Source organism: Nonomuraea sp. NPDC003709, from assembly GCF_040610775.1.
Lineage (GTDB): Bacteria > Actinomycetota > Actinomycetes > Streptosporangiales > Streptosporangiaceae > Nonomuraea > Nonomuraea angiospora_A.
On the sequence record NZ_JBEXMW010000016.1, the window covers coordinates 297,533 to 320,733 of the forward strand.

Sequence of the window (23,201 nt, forward strand, 5' to 3'; positions counted from 1 at the left end):
GCATCAGAAGAGGAAGTAGCGCTGGGCCATGGGAAGGCGGGTGGCGGGGGCCGGTTCGACGAGGTCGCCGTCGATGCGGACCTCGAACGTGTCGGGCGCCACCTCGATCCGGGGCATGGCGTCGTTGAGCGGCATCCAGGACTTGCCGCGCCGTCGTACGTCCGCCACCGGAGCCAGGCGGCGGCGTACGGACAGCCGGTCGGCGAGGCCCGACTCCAGGGCCAGCGGCGCGACGAAGTGGAGCGAGGTGGCGGCGGCGGTCACCGGTGAGGCGCCGAACATGGGACGGGGCAGCACCGGCTGCGGCGTCGGGATGGAGGCGTTGGCGTCGCCCATCTGCGCCCAGGCCACCACGCCGCCCTTGAGGACGAGGTCGGGCTTGACCCCGAAGAACGCCGGGTCCCAGAGGACGAGGTCGGCGAGCTTGCCGCGTTCAACGGAGCCGATCTCGCCGTCCAGCCCGTGGGCGATAGCCGGACAAATCGTATATTTCGCGATGTAGCGGCGGGCTCGCAGGTTGTCCGCGGGCCCACCGAGCGACCCCCGGCGGCCCTTCATGACGTGCGCCGTCTGCCACGTGCGGATGATCGTCTCCCCGATCCGCCCCATCGCCTGCGAGTCCGAGCCGATCATCGAGATCGCCCCCAGATCGTGCAGCACGTCCTCGGCGGCCATCGTCGCCGGCCTGATGCGCGACTCGGCGAAGGCCAGGTCCTCCGGGATCGACGGGTTGAGGTGGTGGCACACCATGAGCATGTCGAGGTGCTCGTCCAGCGTGTTGACGGTGTGCGGCCGGGTGGGGTTGGTGGAGGAGGGCAGGATGTTGGGGTAGGAGGCGACGCGGATGATGTCGGGAGCGTGCCCGCCGCCGGCCCCTTCGGTGTGGTACGCGTGGATCATCCGATCCCCGATGGCCTTCAGCGTGGACTCCACGAACCCCGCCTCGTTCAGCGTGTCCGTGTGCAGCGTCACCTGCACCCCCGACGCGTCCGCCACGCTCAGGCAGGCGTCGATGGCGGCCGGCGTCGAGCCCCAGTCCTCGTGCAGCTTGAAGCCGGAGGCCCCGGCCTCGAGCTGCTCCGTCAGGCCGTCCGTGGAGACCGTGTTGCCCTTGCCGAGCAGCGCGAAGTTCAGCGGGTACGCGTCCAGCGACTCCAGCATCCGGCCCAGGTACCAGGCTCCGGTGACGGTCGTCGCCTTGGTGCCCTCGACGGGGCCGGTGCCGCCGCCGACGATCGTGGTGACGCCGGAGGCGATCGCCTCGTCGAGGACCTGCGGGCAGATCAGGTGGACGTGCGAGTCGACGCCCCCGGCGGTGAGGATCTTGCCGTTGCCCGCGAGCACCTCCGTGGACGGCCCGATGACCAGGTCGACGCCGTCCATCGTGTCGGGGTTGCCGGCCTTGCCGATGGCGTAGATGCGGCCGTCGCGGATGCCGACGTCGGCCTTGACCACGCCCCAGTGATCGAGGATCACCGCGCCGGTGATGACCAGGTCGGCCGCGCCCTGCGCCCGGGTGGTCCGCGCCTGTCCCATGGACTCGCGGATGACCTTGCCGCCGCCGAACACCGCCTCGTCGCCCGGCCCGGCGGGCCCGATCGACAGGTCCTCGGTGACCTCGATGAACAGGTCGGTGTCGGCCAGCCGGATCTGGTCGCCGACCGTGGGGCCGTAGAGCGCCGCGTACCGGGCGCGCGAGATGTCAGCCATCGAGCGGCCCTGCCCACTCCGGCCGCAGCCCGGGCACGACCCGGTTGCCCGCCAGCGGCACGAGCGTCACGTCGCGCTCGACGCCCGGCTCGAACCTGACCGCCGTTCCCGCCGGCACGTCCAGCCGCATGCCCCAGGCCGCCTTCCTGTCGAACTCCAGCCCCGGGTTGGCGGCCGCGAAGTGGTAGTGCGAGCCCACCTGCACCGGCCGGTCCGCCGTGTTCACCACCCGCAGCGTGCGGCGCTCGCGCCCGGGGTTGAGGGTGTGAGCGCCCTCGGGGTGCACGTACTCGCCCGGGATCACGGGATCGGCCTGTGTACGGTGACCAACTTCGTGCCGTCGGGGAACGTCGCCTCGATCTGCACGCTCTCCAGCATCTCCGGCACGCCTTCCATGACGTCGGCCCGGCCGAGCACCGACCGTCCGGCCTCCATGAGGTCGGCCACGGAGCGCCCGTCCCTGGCCCCCTCCATGAGGAACGACGCGATGATGGCGGTAGCCTCGGGGTGGTTCAGGCGCAGGCCTCTGGCCTGCCGCTCGCGCGCCACCCCGGCGGCGACGTGGATGAGCAGCCGTTCCTGCTCGTGTGAGGTAAGCCGCATGGCCGGACCATAGGAACCGGCGGTTTCGTGGCTGTTGCCGGGGCATGTCGTGTTGGTTTCGCACTGCGACTCAACCCCCATATTTCGGATTAAGTGCATTTGTGAACAATCGGCAAACGCGTCTTAACAACCGCGATCTACTCGGGAAATCTCGTGGAGTCACCTTTCTCCCAGTAACGGTCGGCAGGAAGGAACGGCTGTGCGCATCTCCCGTCCGATTGTCTCCGCCACCTTGGTGTTGGCCCTCGCGGCCTGCGGATCGAATGCCAAGCCCGCCGACTCCAAGGAGATCAAGGTGGGCCTTCTCCACTCGCTCAGCGGCACGATGGCGATCAGCGAGGTCACCGTCCGCGACGCCGAACTCCTGGCCATAGAAGAGATCAACAAGGCCGGCGGCGTGCTCGGCAAGCAACTCGTCCCCGTGGTGGAGGACGGCGCCTCCGACTGGCCCACGTTCGCGGAGAAGGCCACCAAGCTGATCAGGCAGGACAAGGTCGCCACCGTCTTTGGCGGCTGGACCTCGGCCAGCAGGAAGGCCATGCTGCCGGTCTTCGAGCGCCACAAGGCGTTGCTCTGGTATCCGGTGCAGTACGAGGGCCTGGAGAGCTCCCCGTACATCTTCTACACGGGCGCCACCACCAACCAGCAGATCATCCCCGGCCTCGACTACCTGAAGGAGCAGGGCAAGAAGAAGCTGTTCCTGGTGGGCAGCGACTACGTCTTCCCGCGGACCGCGAACAAGATCATCAAGGCGTACGCGGCGGCGAACGGGATGGAGATCCTCGGCGAGGAGTACACGCCGCTCGGCCACACCGAATACTCCACGCTGGTCAACAAGGTCATGCAGGCCAAGCCGGACGCCGTCTTCAACACCCTGAACGGCGACAGCAACGTGGCCTTCTTCAAGCAGCTCAAGAGCGCGGGCTCGTCCGCCGACAGCATGCCGGTGCTGTCGGTGAGCATCGCCGAGGAGGAGGTCACCGGCATCGGCGTGGACAACATCGTGGGCCAGCCGGTCGCCTGGAACTACTACCAGACCACCGACACCCCGGCCAACGACGCGTTCGTCAAGGCGTACAAGGCCAAGTACGGGCAGAACAAGGTCACCTCCGACCCCATGGAAGCCGGCTACAACGCGGTCTACCTGTGGGCCGAGGCGGTCAAGAAGGCGGGCAGCACCGAGGTCGAGGCGGTCAAGAAGGCCGCGCCCGGCATCTCGCTCGAACGCCCCGAGGGCCTGGTCACCATCGACGGCGAGAACCAGCACATGTACAAGACCGCCCGCATCGGCATCGTCCAGCCCGACGGCCTGATCAAGCAGGTGTGGGACTCCGGCAAGCCGATCAAGCCGGACCCGTACCTCAAGGGCTACTCCTGGGCCTCCGGCCTGGCGGCGGGGCAGTGATGCCGGCCTTCCTCAACCAGCTCCCCATCGGCCTGTCCATCGGGGCGGTGCTGCTGCTCATCGCGCTCGGGCTGACGTTCACGTTCGGGCAGATGGGCGTGATCAACATGGCGCACGGCGAGTTCATCATGGCGGGCGCGTACACCGCGTTCCTGCTGCAGGACCTGGTGCTCGCGCTGCCGGCGGCGTTCCTGGTGGCGGGGCTCATGGGGCTGATCCTGGAGCGGGCCGCCATCAGGCACTTCTACGGCCGCCCGCTGGACACGCTGCTGCTCACCTGGGGTGTCAGCCTGGTGCTGCAGCAGCTCGCCCGCGACCTGTTCGGCGCGCCGAACGTGCAGGTGCCCGCCCCCTCCTGGCTCGCGGGCGGAGTGGGCATCCTGCCCTACAACCGGCTGTTCATCATGGGGCTCGCGATCGCCGGCGTGGTGGCGGTCTGGCTGTACCTCAACCGCACCGGGCTCGGCCGCCGGACCCAGGCCGTCGTGCAGAACCGGCAGCTCGCCGCGACCAGCGGCATCGACACCGGCCGGGTGGACATGCTGACGTTCTTCATCGGGTCCGGGCTGGCGGGCGTGGCCGGGGTGGCGCTGACGCTGATCGGGCCCGTCGGGCCGGCGCTCGGCACGTACTACATCGTGGACGCGTTCCTCGTCGTCGTGGCGGGCGGGCTCGGGCAGCTGCGCGGCGCCGTGCTGGCCGCGATCGGGCTGGGGCTGCTGAACTCCTACGCCGAGTTCTGGTCGGACGCCTCGCTGGCGAAGGTGATCGTGTTCGCCGTGATCATCGCGTTCCTGCAGGTGCGCCCGCAGGGCATGTTCGTGCTCCGGTCAAGGGTGCTCACATGAACGTGATCAAGAGAAATCTGCCTTTCGCGACCGTGGCCGTGATCGCTCTGGTGGCGGCCCCGCTGCTGCTGGAGCCGTTCCGGCTGGGGCTGCTGGCGAAATACCTCTGCTACGCGATCGTCGCGCTCGGGATCGGGCTGGCCTGGGGGCAGGGCGGCATGCTCGCCCTCGGGCAGGGCGTCTTCTTCGGGCTCGGCGGCTACTCCATGGCGATGTACCTCAAGCTCACCGAGGCCGGCGGCGGGCTGCCCGACTTCATGGTGTGGAGCGGGGTGGAGAAGCTGCCGACGCTGTGGGCGCCGTTCGCCAACCCGGTCTTCGCCCTCGCCATGGCCGTGCTGGGACCCATGGCGATCGCGCTGATTCTGGGCACGCTGGTGTTCAGGCAGCGGGTGCGGGGCGCGTACTTCGCGATCCTCACCCAGGCGCTGGCCGCCGCCATGGTCATCCTGCTCGTCGGCCAGCAGGGCCTGACCGGCGGCACCAACGGCATGACGAACTTCTTCGAGCTGTTCGGCCAGGACCTGGCCGAGGACTCCACGCAGCGGGTGCTCTACATCGTGGTGGCGGTCGTCCTCGGGGTCCTCTACCTCGCCACCCGCCAGCTCGTGAACAGCCGCTACGGCCGGCTCCTCGTCGCTGTCAGGGACGGGGAGGATCGCGTGCGCTTCCTCGGCTACGACCCGGCCCTGGTCAAGACCGTCACCTTCGCCGCCTCGGCGGGCATGGCGGGGCTGGCGGGCGCGCTGTTCGTGCCGGTGGTCGGCATCATCTCGCCCGCGCTGCTCGGCGTCGTGCCCTCGCTGGAACTGGTCGTCGCGGTGGCGGTCGGCGGACGGCACGCGCTGGCCGGCGCGGTGCTCGGCGCGGTCGTCATGGGCTACGCCAAGACGGCGTTCAGCGAGCAGTTCGCCGACGGCTGGCTCTACCTGCAGGGAGCGCTGTTCATCCTGGTCATGACGCTCGCCCCGAAGGGGATCGTGGGCCTGGTGGGGAGGTGGCGGCGTGCTCGAACTGCGTGACGTCCAGGTCGTCTTCGACGGGTTCCGGGCGCTCGACGGCGTGGACCTGACCGTGCCCGAGGGCGAGCTGCGCTTCCTGATCGGGCCCAACGGCGCGGGCAAGACCACGCTGATCGACGTGATCACCGGGCTCACCAGGCCGGCGGCGGGCAGCGTGCGGTTCGGCGAGCACGACCTGGTCGGCAGGAAGGAGCACCAGATCGTCCGCCTGGGCGTCGGCCGCACGTTCCAGACGTCGGTCGTGTTCGAGGAGCTGACCGTGGTCGAGAACCTCGACCTCGCGGCCAGCTTCCGCAAGCCGCTCTGGTCGCTGGCCAGGCGGCGCAAGGGCGTGTCGGAGGCCGTCGAGGAGGCGCTGGCCAGGACCGGACTCGAAGATCTCGCCGAACGTTCGGCCGGTGTTCTCTCGCACGGCCAGCGCCAGTGGCTGGAGATCGGCATGCTGCTGGCGCAGCGCCCCCGGCTGCTGCTCCTGGACGAGCCGGTGGCGGGCATGTCCAGCGACGAACGGGAGCGCACGGGGGAGCTGCTCACCCAGATCGCCGCCGACCACACGGTGATCGTGGTGGAGCACGACATGGAGTTCCTTCGGCGGCACGCCTCGACGGTGACCGTGCTGCACGAGGGCAGGGTGCTCGTGGAGGGGTCGGTCGACGAGGTCAGCGCCGACCCCCGCGTCCAGGAGGTCTACCTGGGGAGGAGGGCCAGCGATGCTGTCGGTGACCGGCCTTGAGTCGGGGTACGGGAGGGCACGCGTACTGTTCGGGGTCTCTCTGGAGGTCGGGCCTGGACAGCTCGTGTGCGTCATGGGACGCAACGGCGTCGGCAAGACCACGCTGCTCAACACCGTCATGGGCGTGATCCCGGCGACGGCCGGCACGGTCACGTTCGACGGCCGCGACGTCACCCGGCTGAAACCGCACGAGCGGGTCAGGCTCGGCATGGGGTACGTCCCCCAGGGCCATCAGTGCTTCCCCCAGCTCTCGGTCCTGGGCAACCTGCTGGTCACCATGGAGGCCGCCAAGGTGACCAAAGAGGCCATCGACGAGGCCCTGGACGTGTTCCCCGCGCTCAAGCCGCTGCTCAAACGGAGCGCCGGCCACCTGTCGGGCGGCCAGCAGCAGCAGCTCGCCATGGCCCGGGCTCTGGTCACCAGGCCCAGGATGCTCATACTCGACGAGCCGACCGAGGGCATCCAGCCGTCGATCATCCTGGAGATCGAGGCGGCGATCGAGCGGCTGCACGCCGCAGGGCTGGCCGTGCTGCTGGTGGAGCAGTACCTGGACATCGCGCTGCGGCTGGCCGACACGTTCGTCATCCTCGACGGCGGGCACGTCGTGCGCACCGGGGCCGCCGAGGAGCTGCACCGGGAGGACGTCCGCCGCCTGCTCGCGGTCTAACCCTGGGCCAGCAGGGCGCGGGCGTTGGCGGCGCCCTGGCGGTCGCCGGTCCGCTCGAACACCTCCAGCGCCGCCCCGGCCAGCTCCCGCGCCCGCCCCGCCGCGCCCTCGGCCCGGTTCAGCCTGGCCAGGGCCAGCAGGGCGTGCGCGTCCAGCAGCCGGTCGCCGAGGCGTACGGCGATGCTCCTCGCCTGCTCGGCGGCGGCCCTGGCGTCCGTTTTGGCGGCCTGCGCCAGGTGCGTCGCGGACAGGTCGAGCAGCGTGTCGGCCTGCCGGTGCCGGTCGCCCAGCTCCTCCAGGTGCTTGACGGCGGCCCGCAGGCGTTCGGCGGCTTCGTCGAGCCGCCCCGCGCGGCGCAGCACGGCCCCGAGCACGCGCTCGGCGTCGGCGGCGTCCCGCTGGTTGTCGGCGCCCTCCAGGCAGGTGCGCAGGGCGCGCTCGGCGTCCTCCAGCCGCCCCTGCTCCAGATGGACGCGGCCGAGCCGGCGCCTGGTGTGGTTCACCTCGCGGGTCCGGCCCTGCCGCAGGAACATGCCCAGCGCCAGCCGCAGCCGCCCGTGCGCGAGCTCCCACTCCCGCTCGGCCAGGTGCAGGTCGCCCTGGTCCAGCAGGACCAGCGCCTCGCCCCGGTCGTCGCCCGAGCGCCGCGCCGCCTCCAGCGCCCGCGCGGCCACCGCCCGCCAGTCGTCCAGGAACCGGTGGCGCTCCAGGTAGGGAGCCAGCAGGTGCGCCAGCCGCCAGCACCCCTCGTCGAGCCCCGCCGCGTGCAGGTCGGCGACCAGGCTCACCAGGAACGCCCGCTCGGCCGCCAGCCACTCGACCGACTCCCTGATGTCCCTGGTGGCCACGGCCGTGGCCGGATCGCCCGACACCAGCGAGAACCGCGAGGCCCGCACCCTGGCCAGCACCACCTCCGACAGCCGCCCCAGCACGCCCGGCACGGGCTGCTCGCGGGCGAAGAGCCTGGTCAGGTCGTGCAGCCGGTAGCGGACCTGGCCCGCCACGTCCACGCCGTGCGTCTCCAGCAGGCCCGCGTCCACCAGCGCCTCGGCCTGCCCGCCGAGCTGCTCGGTCACCCAGTCGGCGAAGTCGGGGGCCGACAGCGCGCCGAGCCCCCGCAGCGTCAGCCGGGCGGACTCGGGCAGCCCGTCGAAGCCGATCGCGAACACGCTGCGCACCGCCTGGTCACCCGCGTGCAGCCGGTCGAGCCGCTCGTGCTCGTCCTCCAGCAGGGCCACCAGGTAGTCGACGGTCCACTCCGGCCGGGCCGCCAGCCGGGAGCCGGCGATGCGCAGCGCGATCGGCAGGCCGCCGCAGAAGCGGGCCAGCCGGGTCATGGCGTCGTCGGCCGGCCGGCCCGAGCCGCTCACCAGCAGGTCGATGGCCTCGGCGGCGCCGAGCACGCCCACCGACAGCCGCCGCGCGCCGGTCAGGCCGCCGAGCGAGGACCGGCTGGTCACGATCGTCGGGCACGAGGTCAGCAGCGGCCGCACCTGCGCCTCGCCCGAGGCGTTGTCGAGCAGCACCAGCAGCCTGCGGTTGGCCGTGTAGGTGCGGAAGAGCCTTTCCCGCTGCTCCTGCGACGCCGGGATCGCCTGGGCCGGGCAGCCCAGCCAGCGCAGGAAGTCCTCCAGCACGGCCGACGGGGTGGTCGTCTCGCGCAGGTCGGCGTACAGGATGCCGTCGGGGAAGCTCTCCCGCTCCCGCCAGGCCGCGTGCACGGCCAGCGCCGACTTGCCCGCGCCCGCCTGCCCGTGCACCACGACGTGGCCGCCCACCACCTCGTCGAGCAGCTCGCCCCGGCCGGTGAAGCCGGTCACGTCGGGGGGCAGCAGCACCGGCGGGCCGGCCGAGACGTGCAGCGACACGTCGTCGTGCAGCATGCGGTGGTAGAGCAGCTGCAGCTCGGAGTCGGGCTCGATCGCGAGCCCGCCGTCGAGCTGGTCACGCAGCACCGCGTACGCGGCCAGCGCGTCCACCCGGCGGCCGCTGCGGTAGAGGGCCAGCATGTACTGGCCGCGGAAGCGCTGCCACATCGGGTGCTGCCTGGTCAGCCGGCGCAGCTCGCCGAGCAGCTCGCGGTGCCTGCCGGCGTCCAGGTCGGCCTGCACCCGGCGCTCCAGCGCCAGTAATCGCAGCTCCTCCAGCTCCTCGCGCAGCCGGCGCGTCTCGACCCACCGCTCGCCCTCGGGGTCGACGTCCTCCAGGACCTCGCCCCGCCACAGGCTCAGCGCCTCCTCGTAGGCCCCCTTGTCCACCAGCAGCCGGAACCGGTCGACGTCGAGCTGCCCGTCGCCCAGCGCCAGCACGTACGAGCCCGCCACGGTCGTGATCACGTCTTTCCCGACGAGCTGGCGGAGCTGGCCGACGTAGCCGCGCACCAGCGAGTCGGAGCGGTCGCCGTCCTCGCGCGGCCACAGCAGCCTGCGCAGCCGCTCGACCTTGAGCGGGCGCCCGGCGTTCAGCAGGAACATCGCCAGCAGATCGCGGTGCTTCGGCACGGTGGGGGTGCGGTCCTGGCCGTCGCCGTCGAGCACTTCGAGCGGCCCCATGATGCGAAATTCCACGCGACCTTCCTTGGAGGAGGAGACGTCGATCAGAATGGCACAACTGATTGCTGCTCTCACTCCCACCGACCGTTCCTATGGACTGAGCCTGAGGTGCATGTGCTCAGCCGAACGCTCCGAACGGTGTTGAGCGTTCTGGTCGCCCGCATACGCGCCGCGTCCGGGCGGCACGGATCGTGTCCGTGGTCCGGGGATGCGGGGGCGGGGTCCCTCACACCCGCGGGCGTCCGGTCCGGCCTGGATGGTCCGATGCTCCTGCTCATCGCTCCGGTGGGCAGGGGGCGGTGCCGTCCGTCGCCGGATCGGGTGCCCTTGGGCGCGCCCGCGTCCGCCTGTGGGGCGTGCCGCACAACCACCCGCTGGGCGTGCTCTTCGACGGCCTCCAGGCGGCCGGGAGCGGCCGGCTGGCCTTCTCACCGGACGGCAGGAGGGTCTACAGCGTCACGCCGGACGGCACGCCGCGCACCCACGAACTCGACGGGGGCCGGGTGGCCGGCGCCGTCTGCCGGCGTGCCGGACGTACCCTCACGGCCCAGGAGTGGGCCCGCCACCTGCCCGGCGTCGAGCCCTTCACCCTCTGCCGCTAGGCGGTCCAGGCGCGGGCCGACCTGATGATCTCCTCCAGGTGGTCGCTGTGCGCGCCGCGCCAGTAGACCTGGCCGCACTCGCCGCACCGCCCGTACGCGTCGTAGTTGCGCTCCGTGCCCGCCTCCAGCAGCGGCGCGATCTCCTGCTTGGCGACCGGCCGCAGCTCGCCGTTGCACGCCGTGCACCGCGTCCACGGGCGCAGCGGCGGGGTGAAGCGTTCGAGGAGGTCGCGGAGCTGGTCGGCGGGGCGGGAGCCGCGTACGTACGCGCCCAGCCACAGCGCGCGGCGGCGCAGCAGGCCGCGGTCCTGCGTGAGCAGCACCCGGTGCTCCTCGTTGGCCTGCACCACCAGCGAGGGGTCGTCCATGTCGTTGTGGTAGGCCGTGTCGATGCCGAGCAGCCGCAGCCGCCGAGCCAGCGTGCCCAGGTGCACGTCCAGCAGGAACCGCGGCTCCTCCGGCAGCGGCTGCGGGCGCGGCACCGGCTGGACCTCCACCACGTCACCGGCCACGAGCTGGTACGACGGCGGCACCCCGCGGCCGTCGGCGCCCATCGGCCCCACCTCGGTCAGCGGGATGCCGAGCGACTCGACGTGGTGACCCAGCGTCGAGGTGCCGTCCGGCGTCACCCGCTGCCACTCCTGGCGCCGGCTCACTGGCAGGAACATCGTCAGCTCTGAGGCGATGAGTAGGCGTGCGTCCCGTTCGCTCACATGTCCATTCTGGTGGACCGGATAACGTAATTTCATGCCGATATCTCGCCGCGCCTTCCTGGGGCTCGCCGCGCTGGCGACCGGGTGCTCGGCCGCCGACGGCAGGCGGGCCGAGTTGCGGCTGGCGACGGGCGTGACGGGCGGGATCTACGAGCAGCTCGGCGACGGGCTCGCGCGGGAGCTGCGGCAGGACGGGCTCACGGTGCGGGTGATGAAGACCGCGGCCAGTGTGCAGAACCTGACGATGATGACCGACGGGCGGGCCGACGTGGCGTTCGCGCTGGCCGACAGCGCCGACGACGCCGTCAGGGTGCGCCACCAGCCGGTCTCCGCGCTGGCCAGGGTGTACATGAACTACGTCCACCTGGTGGTGCGGCGGGGCTCCGGCATCGCGGCGGTCAAGGACCTGGCGGGTCGGGCGGTCTCCATCGGGCTGGAGGGCTCGGGCACCGCGGTGACCGCCACCCGCGTGCTGGCCGTGGCCGACCTGGCCGAGCCCGCCGAGGTCAGCAGGCTGGGCCTGGACGAGTCGGTCCAGGCGTTGCGCGACGGCGGGATCGAGGCGTTCTTCTGGTCGGGCGGGGTGCCCACGCCGGTCCTGGCCGCGCTGGAGGACATCGAGCTCGTGCCGCTGGAGCCGCTGGTGACGGTCCTGCGCCGCCGGTTCGGCCCGCTCTACGAGCACGGGCTGGTGCCCGCCGGCGTGTACGGCGTCGGCCGGCCGGTGCCGACCATCGGCACCCCCAGCTACCTGATGTGCCGGGCCACGCTCCCGGACGATCTGGCGTACTCGATCACCGAGACCCTCTTCGGCGCCCGCGACCGCCTCCAGGCCCCGTCGGCGCCCGGCGGGCGGCTCGACATGCGCTACGCCATCGGCACCGGCGTCGTCCCGCTCCACCCGGGCGCCGCCCGCTACTACCGCTCCGCCTACGGCTGAGCCCTCAGGCGCAGCTCCACGACCAGACCGTGCGGTACGGCGGGCAGCAGCGCCAGCGTGGCCCCGCATGCCCTGGCCAGCTCGGCGGCGATGGCCAGGCCCAGGCCGCTGCCCACCACGTTCGCGTGGGCCCCGGACCGCCAGAACCGTCCCAGCGCCTCCGCCCGCTCCTCCTCGCCGAGCCCGGGCCCGTCGTCCGCGATCCGCAGCACCCCGTCCTCCAGGGTGACCGTGACGGTGCCGCCCTCGGGCACGAACTTCTGGGCGTTGTCGAGCGCGATGTCCGCGACCCTGGCCGCTGCCTCGGGAACCACTGCCATTTCCGAAATTTCGGTTATGAGGTGGATGCCCTTGGCCGCGTACACCTCCCGCCACGTCCCCAGCCGGGGCGCCAGCGGGATCTCCTTGCCCTCGACGCCCGCGCCCGCCTCCACCTTCGCCAGCGCCAGCAGGTCCTCCACCAGCAGCGCCAGCCGGTCCAGCTCCGCCATCGCCTCCCCGAACTCGGCCGTGCCCTCACCCCGCAGATGCGGCTCCAGGTTCTCCAGCCGCAGCCCCAGCGCCGTGAGCGGGGTGCGCAGCTCGTGGGAGGCGTCCGCCACGAACGCCCGCTGCCGCTCCATCGCGTTGGAGACCGCGTCCGCCATGGTGTTGAAGCGCTCCTCCAGCCGCCGCAGCTCGGAGGGCCCGGCGCCGGGATGCGCCCGCGCGTCGAGCCTGCCCTGCGCGATGGCCTGCGTGGTCCGGTCGAGCTCGGTGACGGGCCGCAGGATCCAGCGGGCCAGCCGCCTGGCCACCAGCGCCGAGTAGCCCAGCGCCACCAGCGCGCCGACCAGCAGCGCGCCCCACACCAGCGACACGTCCTGCCTGGCCCGGTCGGTGGGGGCCTCCAGCAGCACCACGCCGGACAGCTGCGCGTCCCGGCCCGCGGGCTCGGCCAGCAGCACCGTGGCCGGTCCGAACGGGTTGATCGTGGGCAGCTCCTCCGTCGTGCGGCCGGACAGCGCCAGGCGGGTGGCCTCCCGGTCGTCGGCGTCGAAGCGGCCCGCGGTGGCCAGGACGGAACCGTCGCGGTCGCGTACGCGTACCGCCGCCCCGTAGAGCTCGGCATAGCGGTCGATCTCGGCGATCAGCCCCGAGCGGTCGTCCTCCCTGGCCGCCTGGTCGGCCAGCTCCGCGAAGCGGGTGGCGTCGGCGCGGCGGTCGAGGAGCAGGCGGTTCGTCCGGTGGGAGGCGTAGGCGAGGCCCAGCGGCACGGCCAGCGCCGCGATCAGGAAGACGATCAGCGTGGTGAACGTGACCACCAGGCGGGAGTTCACGCCGTCGAGCCCAGCCGGTAGCCGGTGCCGCGCAGCGTCTCCACCAGCCCCGGACGGCCGGTCTTGGAACGCAGGTTGGCCACGTGCACGTCGAGCGAGCGGGACGCCGACAGCAGCGGATCGCCCCAGACCTCGTCGAGGATCTCCTCCCGGCCGCGCACCACGCCCGGCTCGCGCGCCAGCATCGCCAGCACGTCGAACTCCCGCCGCGTCAGCGTCACCGGCTCGCCGGCCACCGTGACCTGCCTGGACTCCAGGTCGATGCGGACGTCGCCGACGCTCACCACGTCGTCGCGGGCCGGCATCGGCCTGGTGCCGCGCCGCACCACCGCCTCCATGCGGGCCATCAGCTCCACCGTGCGGAATGGCTTGACCAGGTAGTCGTCGGCCCCGGACCGCAGCCCGCGCAGCACCTCGCGCTCCTCCGTGCGGGCCGTGACCACGATGAGCGGCACCGCCGACACCCGGCGCAGGCGGCGCAGCACGTCGAGGCCGTCCATGTCGGGCAGGCCCAGGTCGAGCAGGACGAAATCGACGCCCCCCGCCAGACGGAGGGCGTCGACGGCCAGCCCGGCACGGGCGACCTGATGGCCGTGCCGGGCGAGGGCCGTGGTGAGCGCGGACGCGAGCCGATCGTCGTCCTCGACCAGGAGAACTCGCATGTGCCCAGGTTAGACGCGGGCCGCGACCACATCCTCCGAAGTCTGCTCGGCGCGGGAGAGGGCGGCGTCCCTGGTCTCGCGCATGGTGAGGTAGACCACGAGCGACACGGCGGCGCAGGCGGAGACGTACCAGAAGTAGCCGGACTCGATCTTGTTGTTCTTGAACCACAGCGCCACGTACTCGGCGGTGCCGCCGAACAGGGCGTTCGCGATGGCGTAGGGGAGGGCGACGCCGAGCGCGCGCACGTTCGTCGGGAACAGCTCGGCCTTCACCACCGCGTTGATCGAGGTGTAGCCGGTGACGATGATCAGGCCGATCAGAGAGAGCGTGAGCCCGCCGGCGAACCCCGTGACCCCGCCGAGCGCCGTCATCAGCGGCACCGTGCCCAGCATCGACCCGATCCCGAACGTGATCAGCAGCGGCCGCCGCCCGATCCGGTCCGACAGCCCACCGGCCAGCGGCTGCAGGCACATGAAGATGAACAGCGCGCAGAAGCTCACCAGCGTGGCCGTCTCCTTGGGCAGGCCGGCGGTGATGGCGAGGTATTTGGTGAGGTACGTGGTGTAGGTGTAGTACGCGACCGTGCCGCCCATGGTCAGGGCGATGACCAGCAGCGCTTCCTTCTTGTGGGCCAGCAGCTGCTTGATCGTGCCGCGGCCCTCGTGCTCGACCTCGCGCTCCTCCTCGTCGTACGCCTCCGTCTCCAGGAGGTTGCGGCGCAGGTAGAACACGACCGCGGCGCCCAGGGCGCCGATCACGAACGGGATGCGCCAGCCGTAGGAGTTGAGGGCCTCCGTGGACATCGTGTTCTGCAGGATGATCTGCAGGCCGAGGCCGACGAGCTGGCCGGCGGTCATGGAGACGTACTGGAAGCTCGAGGCGAAGCCGCGCCGGCCGCGCGGGGTGGCCTCGGTGAGGTACGTGGCGCTGGCCGCGTACTCGCCGCCGACCGACAGCCCCTGCAGCAGGCGGGCCACCACCAGCACCACGGCGCCGAAGTAGCCGACCGTCTCGTACGTCGGGGCGATGGCGATCAGCAGGGCGCTGGCCGACATGAGGGTGACGGTGAGCGTGAGAGCCGCCTTGCGGCCCTTCCTGTCGGCGTAACGGCCGAGCAGCCAGCCGCCGAGCGGGCGCATGAAGAAGCCGACGGCGAAGATGGCCGCGGTGTTGAGCAGCTTCGCCGTGTTGTCGCCCTCAGGGAAGAAGGACGCGGCGAAATAGACGGCGAAGCTGGTGTAGACGAACCAGTCGTACCACTCGACCAGATTGCCGACGGAGCCGCCGATCACTGCCTTCCACGGCACGCGTGCCTTGCTCACGGGTAACCTCCTGGGGGGAGTAGGTGCAGGTCAGAGCCTCTCCGCAGAAGGATGTTCGGACAAGGGCAGGCGGCCGAGATCTAACGTCCGCTTAACATGGGCGCAACCTCGGGCTTGCCCCGGCCCGTCACAATGGCGGGTTGGCCTTCTCGGCCCTCTCCAGCGCCAGATCCGGCCACCACTCGCCGGCCTCCGGGGACACGACGCCGCGCTCGGGGTCCTTCTCCCCGCCCTCCCCGCGCCTGCACCGGCCGCTGGACGAGCCCGCCCGCGCGATCCACAGGTAGGCGTCCACCAGCTCCTCACCCGTGTCGGTCGTGGGCCGGTCGCCGGCGCCCCGGCCCGGCGGGTTGCACCACGTCTGCGGGTCGGGGTACTTCTTCGGCGGCGGGGACCACGAGCCCTGGCCGTTCCTGGCGGTGTCGACCACGAAGTGGGGCATCGTCGCCGGGTCCACCTTCCCGTCCGACGGGCAGTCCTTGGCGCCCGTGGCCCGCTGGACGCTGATGCAGGCCGACAGCGCCTTGCCGTACGCGACGTTCCGCTCCGTGGGGTGGAAGGCCCCCGTGTTGAGGAAGAAGCCGTCCGCCCGGTCGATGCCGGCCTTGATCAGCCGGTCGGCCATGAGCGCGGTGCCCGGGTAGAGGTCCTGGCTGCCGTCGAGGTAGACGGCCGTGTTCGGGTTGGCCTTGAGGGTCTGGACGGCCTGGCGGAGGGCGTCGTAGCGCTGGTCCACCGAGCCCTGCGGGTCGCAGGCCTTGACGCCGGGGATCTTGACCGTGGCGCCCGGTTCGAGGATCACCGCCGCCTCGGCCCGGCCTATCGTGCTCGCTATGCCCTTGATCCACTCCTGGTACGAGGCCAGTTCCGCGGCGGTCGTCGAGCGGCACTCGCTGCCCGGCAGGGAGTTGATCAGGAACACCGGGACGCCGCCTTCCTGCCGGGCCGCTTTGACGGTGGCGTCGACCTCCGGTCTGGCCTCGGGCTGGTTGAGGCGGATGGCATGGGGGACCGCGGCCAGCCTGCTCATGAGCTCCGCGTCCTCGGGGCGGTCCTTCTTCCACTGCTTGGCCTGGCGGGTGGCGGCCGGCTCCGGTGGAGAGTAGAACGTGATCTTGCCTGGGGCTGTGAGCGGGTTCTGGGGCTTGGCCTGGTTGTTGGAGCGGGCGGCTTGGGTGGTGGTCGTCTGGGCGGGGGTGCGGGCGCTCGACCAGGTGCCCAGGGTGCGCCAGGCGACCGCCACGGACGCGCCTCCCACGGCCACGGTGACGGCCGCCGCCGCGGCGAGCATCTTCCTCCGGTTCCCCGCCACCCCGGGGCCGGGAGTCAAGGGGCTGTCGGGCGGCGCCGTCGCCGCGACGGGCGGTCTTGGGCCGTCAGGCGGCGCCGTCGTCACATCGGCGTGCCCCGGGTGACCGGTCGCGTTCGTGCCCGTGCCAGTGCTACCAGTGGATGCCGGAGTATCGCTTGTGTCCGTCTCCGCGCTGGGGAGTGGAGCGCCGCCGGGGTCCGCCACGCTGAGGTGGTCCATCAGGTCCTGGGCCGTGGGGCGTTCGCGCGGGTTCTTCGTCAGCGAGGCGAGCACCAGGTCGCGCAGCGGCCCCGAGAGGCCGTGCAGCTTCGGGGCTTCGTTGATGATGCGCAGGAGGATCGTGGGGACCGAGCCCGAGCCGAACGGCGGCCTGCCGCTCGCCGCGTAGGCGACCGTGCAGCCCCACGAGAAGATGTCCGAGGCCGGGCCGATGGTGGCGCCCGACACCTGCTCGGGCGACATGTACGACGGCGTCCCCACGATCGCGCTGCTCATCTCCGCGTCCATGAGCTGCGCGATGCCGAAGTCGATGACCTTGGGCCCCACCTGGGAGAGCAGCACGTTCGACGGCTTGAGATCGCGGTGTACGACCCCCGCCCCGTGGATGGCGCGCAGGGCCATGGCCATCGCGGCGGCCAGGCCGTCCAGCGCCGAGCCCTTCAGCGGCCCCGACTCGTGGACGGCGTCCCCCAGGCTGGGCCCCTCGACGTACTCGGTGACCAGGTACGCCACGTCCCCCTCGACGTCGGCGTCCAGGACGGGAGCGGTGCAGAAGCGGGCGACCCGCTTGGCGGCGGCCACCTCGCGGGCGAAGCGCCGCCTGAAGTCCGCTTGCGCGTCCATCCTGGCGTGGATGAGCTTGACCGCCACCCGCGTGCCGTCCGGCGCCTGGCCCAGGTAGACGACGCCCATGCCGCCCTCGCCCAGCCGGACCAGGAGCGTGTACGGCCCCACCTGGCGCGGATCCCCGTCCCTCAACGCCTCCAAGGTCATAAAGGGTCAGGTTAGCCTCCCGCCTCCGAACGGCCTACAGTTCCAGCCGCCATTCGTTCCATTCGTCGAGGAGCTCGAAGCCCATGGCCTCGTTGATGGCCAGCATGTGGGCGTTGGAGGTGGCGTTCCAGGTGATGATCCGCTCCAGGTGGGGCTCGTGCTCGCGGAGCCAGAACAGGTTGGCGAGCTTGAGCAGCAGCCCGAGGCGGTGGCCCCGGTGCCCGGCCAGCACGGTCGTGTCCGCCTGATGTCCCCAGCCGTCCGAGCGGTCGGCGGCGAGGTAGACACGCGTGTATCCGGCGGGGGCTCCGTCGGAGTCGCGGCGGGCGATCATCGAATAGCTGGTGAGGCCGCGCTCCTTGATGCCCTCCTCGCGGTCGCGGATGAGCTCGGAGCTGAAGTCGAAGTCCTCGATGCCGGCGTCGCGCGGGGCGTCGTTCATGCCGTTCATCAGGGTCGAGAGGTCGGGGATCAGGCCGGGGTCGGCCGGGCCGGTCCAGCGTTCGAGACGGTAGCCCTCGACGGTGGGGATCATGCGTTCCAGGGTGTCCCAGCCGGCCTTGCGGAGATCCAGCACGCGGCGGGCCTCGGCGACCGCGACCGTCATGCCGTGGGCGAGCGCGAAGCGGGCGCCCACGCCGGTGGTCGGCGTCTCCGTGAGGAGCAGGCTTCTGCCGTGGTGGCGCAACCTCTCCAGCGCATGCTCGAACAGCGCCGAGCCCAGCCCCCGGCCGCGCCGCTCGGGGCGCACGACGAGGGGGAAGATCCAGCCCATGTGCGTGTTGTCGAGCTGGGAGAGCGACAGGGCGTAGCCGCCGACGACCTCGCCGCCCTCGACGACGGCCCACAGCTCGGCCCGGTCGCCCGGTGAGTGCCTGGCGATGCCGTGGCGGAAGTTGGCGAGCGACATCAGCGGGCCCGGGTCGTCGGAGTAGGCCGCCGTGTACGCCTCATGCAGGCCCGTGACCAGGTCGCCCGGCCGGTCGAGATCGATGGGCTGGATCCACATGTGCCCAGCAAATCGCACGGACGACGGCCGGGGCGAGCGAATTTATTGGCTGTAGTTCTCGACCTCGTTGGCGGGGCGGGCGGCGGCGTTGTCGGGGTCCTCGCCCGCGCTCCGCCTGGCCCGGCGCTGCCTGAGCAGGTCCCAGCACTGGTCGAGCGCCGCCTCCAGCTGCTTGATGCGCTCGTGCTCCTCGTCCGTGGTCACCTCGCCTTGGGTCAGCCTGTTGCGAAGCTCGTGCTCCTCGTCGACCAGGGCACTGATCTTGGTGAGAATTTCGTCGTCCCGCATGCCTGAACTCTAGTCACCGGTCCGGGCCGGCCTCCCGCCCCGGGGCCCGTTTCCGTCGCACTTCGGCTGGGGGCGACTCGCCGCCTTCTCAGGATCTGAGATCCGGGGCAGTGCATCGCGAGACGTCTGGTAACGTGCATGGCATGCTGCGTGGGCTGCTTCTTAGCTGCCGCGGCGGGGGCCACTGAGGCCGGCTCCCTCGCCGCGGAGCCAGTCATGCGCGTCGGCCGATTTCTTTCGACCGATGAGGAGCCAGCAGACATGACCGCTCAGCAGCCCAGCCCCATGCCGACCCATCGCTATCAGGCGTTCGAGCCCATCCGCCTGACCGACCGCACCTGGCCCGACCAGGTCATCACCAAGGCGCCCCGCTGGTGCGCGGTGGACCTGCGGGACGGCAACCAGGCCCTGATCGACCCGATGGACTCCCATCGCAAGCTGCAGATGTTCGAGCTGCTGGTACGCATGGGCTACAAGGAGATCGAGGTCGGCTTCCCGGCCGCCTCGCAGACCGACTTCGACTTCATCCGCCAGATCATCGAAGAGGGCCGCGTCCCCGACGACGTGGTCATCCAGGTGCTGACCCAGGCCAGGCCGGAGCTGATCGAGCGCACCTTCGAGTCCATCGAGGGCGCCAAGCAGGCCATCGTCCACCTGTACAACTCGACCTCCACCCTCCAACGCCGCGTCGTGTTCGGCCTGGACAAGGACGGCATCACCGCCATCGCCGTCGAGGGCGCCAAGCTGGTCAAGAAGCTCGCCGACGCGAGCGACGTCGACGTCTACTTCCAGTACTCTCCCGAGTCGTTCACCGGCACCGAGCTCGAATACGCCGTCGAGGTGTGCGACGCGGTCAACGACGTGTGGCAGCCCACCCCCGAGCGCAAGGTCATCGTCAATCTGCCGGCCACGGTCGAGATGGCCACCCCCAACATCTACGCCGACCAGATCGAGTGGATGCACCGCAACCTCAAGCACCGCGACTCGATCGTCCTGTCGCTGCACCCGCACAACGACCGCGGCAGCGCCGTGGCCGCCGCCGAGCTGGGCTACATGGCGGGCGCCGACCGCATCGAGGGCTGCCTGTTCGGCAACGGCGAGCGCACCGGCAACGTCTGCCTGGTCACCCTGGGCATGAACCTGTTCTCCCAGGGCGTCGACCCCGAGATCGACTTCAGTGACATCGACGAGATCCGCCGCGTCACCGAATACTGCAACCAGCTGCCCGTGCACCCGCGCCACCCGTGGGGCGGCGAGCTGGTCTACACCGCCTTCTCCGGCTCCCACCAGGACGCCATCAAGAAGGGCTTCGAGCACCTCGAACGCGACGCGGCCGCGGCGGGCGTGCCGGTCGACGCGTTCACCTGGGCGGTGCCGTACCTGCCGATCGACCCGAAGGACATCGGCCGCACCTACGAGGCCGTCATCCGCGTCAACAGCCAGTCGGGCAAGGGCGGCGTCGCGTTCATCATGAAGGCCGACCACCAGCTCGACCTGCCGCGTCGGCTGCAGATCGAGTTCTCGAAGGTGGTGCAGGCCCGCACCGACAGCGAGGGCGGCGAGATCAGCCCCACCGCGATGTACGAGATCTTCCGCGACGAATACCTGCCCAACCCGGCCAACCGCTGGGGCCGCCTCAGCCTGATGGCCCACCGCCACGAGTCCACGGTGGACGACAAGGACCGCATCGGCGCCGACGTCCGGGTCGACGGGGAGATCCGCGAGATCGCGGGCGCGGGCAACGGCCCGATCTCGGCCTTCATCGACGCCCTGGCGGGGGTCGGCATCCAGGTGCGCGTGCTCGACTACGTGGAGCACGCGATGAGCGCCGGCTCCGACGCCAAGGCCGCCTCCTACCTGGAGTGCGAGGTCGACGGCCAGGTGCTGTGGGGCGTCGGCGTCGACGCCAACACCACGACGGCCTCGCTCAAGGCCATCATCTCCGCGGTCAACCGCGCCTCGCGCTGACCGCACCGCATCCCATCGACTCGGTACGCCGTCCAAGGGGCCGCCCGTCACTTGGGCGGCGGGCCGAGCAGTGAGACCAGCAGCCCGGTGAACTCCGTCACCGACCAGGGCAGCCGGCGGCCCAGGGCGGTCTGCACCTGGGCCTCCCGCTGGCGGAACACCGGGTGGTCCAGCCGTACGTAGGCGACCCCTTCGCCCGAGCCCTCGCGGTGCAGGTCGCCGAGATCTCCGACGAGCGCGATGCCACCCCCGCAGCGGACGAACTCGTGCAGCGGGCCGAGCCCGTCACAGACCAGCACCGGGCGGACCGTCAGCCCCTCGATCTGCGTGCCGATGTCGAAGAGCTCGCGCTGGCTGGTCCCGGTGGAGGCGAGGGCCAGCGGGTGCTCACACAGCTCCGCCAGCCCGACCCGGTCACGTCCGGCCAGCTCGTGCCCGAGCGGGACGATCGCGACCACCGGGATCACGACGGCGCACTCCACCCGCACATCGTGCTGCGGCCCCATCGCATAGGTGACGGCGACGTCGGCGATCCCCTCGATCACCCGGCGGGTGGCCTCCTGCCGGGGGACGACGTCGAGCTGGAACGTCACGTCGGGGTGGTCGCGCCGGAAGGCCGCCATCGCCCGCGGGACGATCCGCCGTCCGAACCCCTCCGAACACGCCACCGTGACGTTGCGGACATCGGCTCCGCGCCCGGTCCGCAACTCGTTCACCAGGGCGGACGCCTCGGCTTCGCTGCGGCGGACGTGAGCGAGGAGCCGGGACCCGGCCTCGGTCAGCGCCATCCCGCGCGGATGCCGGACGAACAGGGGCACCCCGCACCCGGACTCCAGCTTGGCGATCTGCCTGCTGATCGCCGAGGGCGCGACGGTCAGCGTACGGGCCGCCTCGGTCACCGACCCCGTCCGGGCCACCTCGAGGAAGTACGAGAGGCCCACCGGCAGGAGTTGCATCGGGACCTCCTGGTAAATGCTTCTGGCACACGGGTTTGCCAATAGTAGAACGCTCGTTGCGGCAATCGGCAATGGTCCAAGCCCGTGAACCGTCCTACGCTGCTGACCAGCACAGCGCCCGCGATCCCCCGGAGGAACCTCTCGTGATCCCAGCAGACCTCATCGAACAGGCGGAGGAGTACGTCGATTCCGGCGCGTTCTTCACCGACCTCGCCGCGATGGTCTCCTACCCCACCGAGAGCACCAAGCCGGGAGCCCGCGTTGCCGTCAAGGCATACCTGGACGAGGTTCTGGCACCCGCGCTGACCGGCCTGGGGTGCTCCGTGACCGAGCACCCCAACCCCGACCTCGCTGGGGGCCCGTTCCTGGTCGGCACCCGGATCGAGTCCTCCTCGCTGCCGACGCTCCTCTGCTACGGCCACGCCGACGTGGTGGACGGCCACGCGGGCCGGTGGAGCGGTGGCCGGGACCCGTGGACGCTGACCGCCGACGGCGACCGCTGGTACGGCCGCGGCTCGGCCGACAACAAGGGTCAGCACCTGATCAACCTCGCCGCGCTGCGCCTGCTGCTCGCCCGGCAGGGGAGGCTCGGGTTCAACCTGATCTTCCTGTTCGAGTCCGGCGAGGAGATCGGCTCGCCGGGGCTGGCCGAGTTCGCCGCGGCGCACCGCGAGGAGCTGCGGGCGGACGTCCTGATCGCCTCGGACGGGCCGCGCCTGGACGCGGCGACGCCCACGCTGTTCCTCGGGTCGCGCGGCGGCGTCGACATCGCGCTCGACGTCGATCTGCGCCCCAACACCTACCACTCCGGCAACTGGGGCGGCGTCCTGCGCAACCCCGCCACCACCCTGGCCGGCGCGATCGCGAGCTGCGTCGACGGGCACGGGCGCATCCGGGTGCCGGCCCTGCTGCCGCCGGAGCTCCCGGACGCGGTCCGCGAGGTGCTGGCCGGCGTCACCGTCGCGAACAGCCCCGGCGACCCGGCCCCGGACGAGGGCTGGGGTGACACCGGCCTGACCGCCGCCGAGCGGCTGTACGGCTGGAACACCCTGGAGGTCCTGGCGATGGGGTCGGCCGACATCGACAACCCCGTCAACGCGATCCCCGGCCGGGCCCGCGCGATCCTGCAGCTGCGGTACGTGGCCGGGACCGACGTGAGCGGCGTGGAGCAGGCCGTCGCCGAGCACCTCGCCGCCCACGGCTACCCGATGGTCGGCGTCAGCGTCCTGGGCCACTTCCCGGCCAGCCGTACGGCACTCGACGACCCGTGGATGCGGTGGGCCAGGGGATCGCTGGAGCAGGTGACCGGCGGGCCCGTCGCCCTGCTCCCGAACATCGGCGGCTCCCTGCCCAACTTCGTCTTCACCGACGTCCTCGGGCTGCCGACCCTGTGGCTGCCGCACTCGTACCCGGGCTGCCTCCAGCACGCGCCCGACGAGCACCTGCTCGCCGGGATCGCCCGCGAGGGCGTCGTGCTGGCCGCCGCGCTGTTCCACGCTCTCGGCAACCCTTCGGCCGACCACCCTCTCCCCGCCCCCCAACCGGTCTGACAGACGTCAGCCCCCACCGGAAGGAC

At 71.4% G+C, this 23,201-nt stretch carries 21 protein-coding genes; 9 read left to right on the forward strand and 12 right to left on the reverse strand.

All coding sequences use genetic code 11. The features are described from left to right. Positions 1-3: 3 nt before the first annotated feature. The 3 genes from ABZX61_RS40505 to ABZX61_RS40515 are packed head-to-tail and all read right to left on the reverse strand — an operon-like array spanning position 4 to position 2,313. Positions 4-1,710: an urease subunit alpha gene (locus ABZX61_RS40505; RefSeq protein ID WP_355201859.1), complete on the reverse strand. Its 1,707-nt coding sequence runs from the start codon at positions 1,708-1,710 to the stop codon at positions 4-6. Continuing rightward, a complete protein-coding gene (locus tag ABZX61_RS40510; RefSeq protein ID WP_350724958.1) occupies positions 1,703-2,014 on the reverse strand; it encodes an urease subunit beta in 312 nt (103 codons plus the stop codon). The genes ABZX61_RS40505 and ABZX61_RS40510 overlap by 8 nt, the downstream gene beginning before the upstream one ends. After that, positions 2,011-2,313, reverse strand: a complete 303-nt coding sequence (locus tag ABZX61_RS40515) for an urease subunit gamma (RefSeq protein WP_080041930.1) — start codon at positions 2,311-2,313, stop codon at positions 2,011-2,013. The genes ABZX61_RS40510 and ABZX61_RS40515 overlap by 4 nt, the downstream gene beginning before the upstream one ends. A gap of 235 nt (positions 2,314-2,548) precedes the next feature. Between ABZX61_RS40515 and urtA the strand changes: the two genes are divergently transcribed. Genes urtA through urtE form a run of 5 tightly spaced genes read left to right on the forward strand, consistent with a single transcriptional unit; the run spans position 2,549 to position 6,988 of the window. Beyond that, positions 2,549-3,718, forward strand: a complete 1,170-nt coding sequence (gene urtA / locus ABZX61_RS40520) for an urea ABC transporter substrate-binding protein (protein ID WP_350725339.1) — start codon at positions 2,549-2,551, stop codon at positions 3,716-3,718. Next, a complete protein-coding gene (gene urtB / locus ABZX61_RS40525; protein ID WP_319713349.1) occupies positions 3,718-4,566 on the forward strand; it encodes an urea ABC transporter permease subunit UrtB in 849 nt (282 codons plus the stop codon). Before urtA ends, urtB begins: the two co-directional genes overlap by 1 nt. Beyond that, positions 4,563-5,588, forward strand: coding sequence for an urea ABC transporter permease subunit UrtC (gene urtC / locus ABZX61_RS40530; protein ID WP_355201862.1), 1,026 nt, complete (start codon positions 4,563-4,565; stop codon positions 5,586-5,588). The genes urtB and urtC overlap by 4 nt, the downstream gene beginning before the upstream one ends. Then, positions 5,572-6,321 (forward strand): urea ABC transporter ATP-binding protein UrtD, encoded by a 750-nt coding sequence (gene urtD / locus ABZX61_RS40535; RefSeq protein ID WP_355201863.1) that lies wholly within the window; start codon positions 5,572-5,574, stop codon positions 6,319-6,321. Before urtC ends, urtD begins: the two co-directional genes overlap by 17 nt. Beyond that, positions 6,299-6,988: an urea ABC transporter ATP-binding subunit UrtE gene (urtE, locus tag ABZX61_RS40540; RefSeq protein ID WP_355201865.1), complete on the forward strand. Its 690-nt coding sequence runs from the start codon at positions 6,299-6,301 to the stop codon at positions 6,986-6,988. The genes urtD and urtE overlap by 23 nt, the downstream gene beginning before the upstream one ends. Here the strand turns inward: urtE and ABZX61_RS40545 are convergent. Then, entirely contained in the window at positions 6,985-9,555 is a 2,571-nt protein-coding gene (locus ABZX61_RS40545) for a BTAD domain-containing putative transcriptional regulator (protein WP_355201867.1), read from the reverse strand. The genes urtE and ABZX61_RS40545 overlap by 4 nt on opposite strands. Positions 9,556-9,839: 284 nt before the next feature. Between ABZX61_RS40545 and ABZX61_RS40550 the strand changes: the two genes are divergently transcribed. Beyond that, a complete protein-coding gene (locus ABZX61_RS40550) occupies positions 9,840-10,142 on the forward strand; it encodes a hypothetical protein (RefSeq protein WP_355201868.1) in 303 nt (100 codons plus the stop codon). Here ABZX61_RS40550 and ABZX61_RS40555 read toward each other — a convergent pair. Further along, positions 10,139-10,855: a Mut7-C RNAse domain-containing protein gene (locus tag ABZX61_RS40555; protein WP_355201870.1), complete on the reverse strand. Its 717-nt coding sequence runs from the start codon at positions 10,853-10,855 to the stop codon at positions 10,139-10,141. The two genes, ABZX61_RS40550 and ABZX61_RS40555, sit on opposite strands and share 4 nt — an antisense overlap. 34 nt (positions 10,856-10,889) lie before the next feature. Between ABZX61_RS40555 and ABZX61_RS40560 the strand changes: the two genes are divergently transcribed. Beyond that, complete coding sequence (locus ABZX61_RS40560; protein ID WP_355201871.1) at positions 10,890-11,795, forward strand: TAXI family TRAP transporter solute-binding subunit; 906 nt, start codon at positions 10,890-10,892, stop codon at positions 11,793-11,795. Here the strand turns inward: ABZX61_RS40560 and ABZX61_RS40565 are convergent. From ABZX61_RS40565 to ABZX61_RS40590, 6 genes are all read right to left on the reverse strand, one after another. Then, positions 11,786-13,114 carry a HAMP domain-containing sensor histidine kinase gene (locus ABZX61_RS40565; RefSeq protein WP_355201873.1) on the reverse strand — a complete coding sequence of 443 codons (1,329 nt, stop codon included), beginning with the start codon at positions 13,112-13,114 and terminating at the stop codon, positions 11,786-11,788. The two genes, ABZX61_RS40560 and ABZX61_RS40565, sit on opposite strands and share 10 nt — an antisense overlap. Next, positions 13,111-13,776 carry a response regulator transcription factor gene (locus ABZX61_RS40570; protein WP_355201875.1) on the reverse strand — a complete coding sequence of 222 codons (666 nt, stop codon included), beginning with the start codon at positions 13,774-13,776 and terminating at the stop codon, positions 13,111-13,113. Before ABZX61_RS40570 ends, ABZX61_RS40565 begins: the two co-directional genes overlap by 4 nt. Positions 13,777-13,785: 9 nt before the next feature. Continuing rightward, positions 13,786-15,099: an MFS transporter gene (locus tag ABZX61_RS40575; RefSeq protein ID WP_355201878.1), complete on the reverse strand. Its 1,314-nt coding sequence runs from the start codon at positions 15,097-15,099 to the stop codon at positions 13,786-13,788. Positions 15,100-15,226: 127 nt separating this feature from the next. Further along, complete coding sequence (locus ABZX61_RS40580; protein WP_355201881.1) at positions 15,227-17,404, reverse strand: glycoside hydrolase family 6 protein; 2,178 nt, start codon at positions 17,402-17,404, stop codon at positions 15,227-15,229. Positions 17,405-17,438: 34 nt separating this feature from the next. Next, complete coding sequence (locus ABZX61_RS40585; protein ID WP_355201884.1) at positions 17,439-18,413, reverse strand: GNAT family N-acetyltransferase; 975 nt, start codon at positions 18,411-18,413, stop codon at positions 17,439-17,441. Positions 18,414-18,455: 42 nt separating this feature from the next. Further along, complete coding sequence (locus ABZX61_RS40590) at positions 18,456-18,701, reverse strand: DUF2630 family protein (RefSeq protein ID WP_350724982.1); 246 nt, start codon at positions 18,699-18,701, stop codon at positions 18,456-18,458. Between the two features lie 261 nt (positions 18,702-18,962). Between ABZX61_RS40590 and leuA the strand changes: the two genes are divergently transcribed. Next, entirely contained in the window at positions 18,963-20,669 is a 1,707-nt protein-coding gene (gene leuA, locus ABZX61_RS40595) for a 2-isopropylmalate synthase (protein ID WP_355201888.1), read from the forward strand. A 47-nt stretch (positions 20,670-20,716) separates the two neighbouring features. Here leuA and ABZX61_RS40600 read toward each other — a convergent pair whose 3' ends face one another. Further along, the gene (locus tag ABZX61_RS40600; protein ID WP_355201891.1) at positions 20,717-21,625 is read right to left on the reverse strand and encodes a LysR family transcriptional regulator; all 909 of its coding nucleotides are present in this window, start codon (positions 21,623-21,625) and stop codon (positions 20,717-20,719) included. A 143-nt stretch (positions 21,626-21,768) separates the two neighbouring features. Between ABZX61_RS40600 and ABZX61_RS40605 the strand changes: the two genes are divergently transcribed. Then, positions 21,769-23,175 (forward strand): M20 family metallopeptidase, encoded by a 1,407-nt coding sequence (locus ABZX61_RS40605; protein ID WP_355201894.1) that lies wholly within the window; start codon positions 21,769-21,771, stop codon positions 23,173-23,175. Positions 23,176-23,201: the final 26 nt, after the last annotated feature.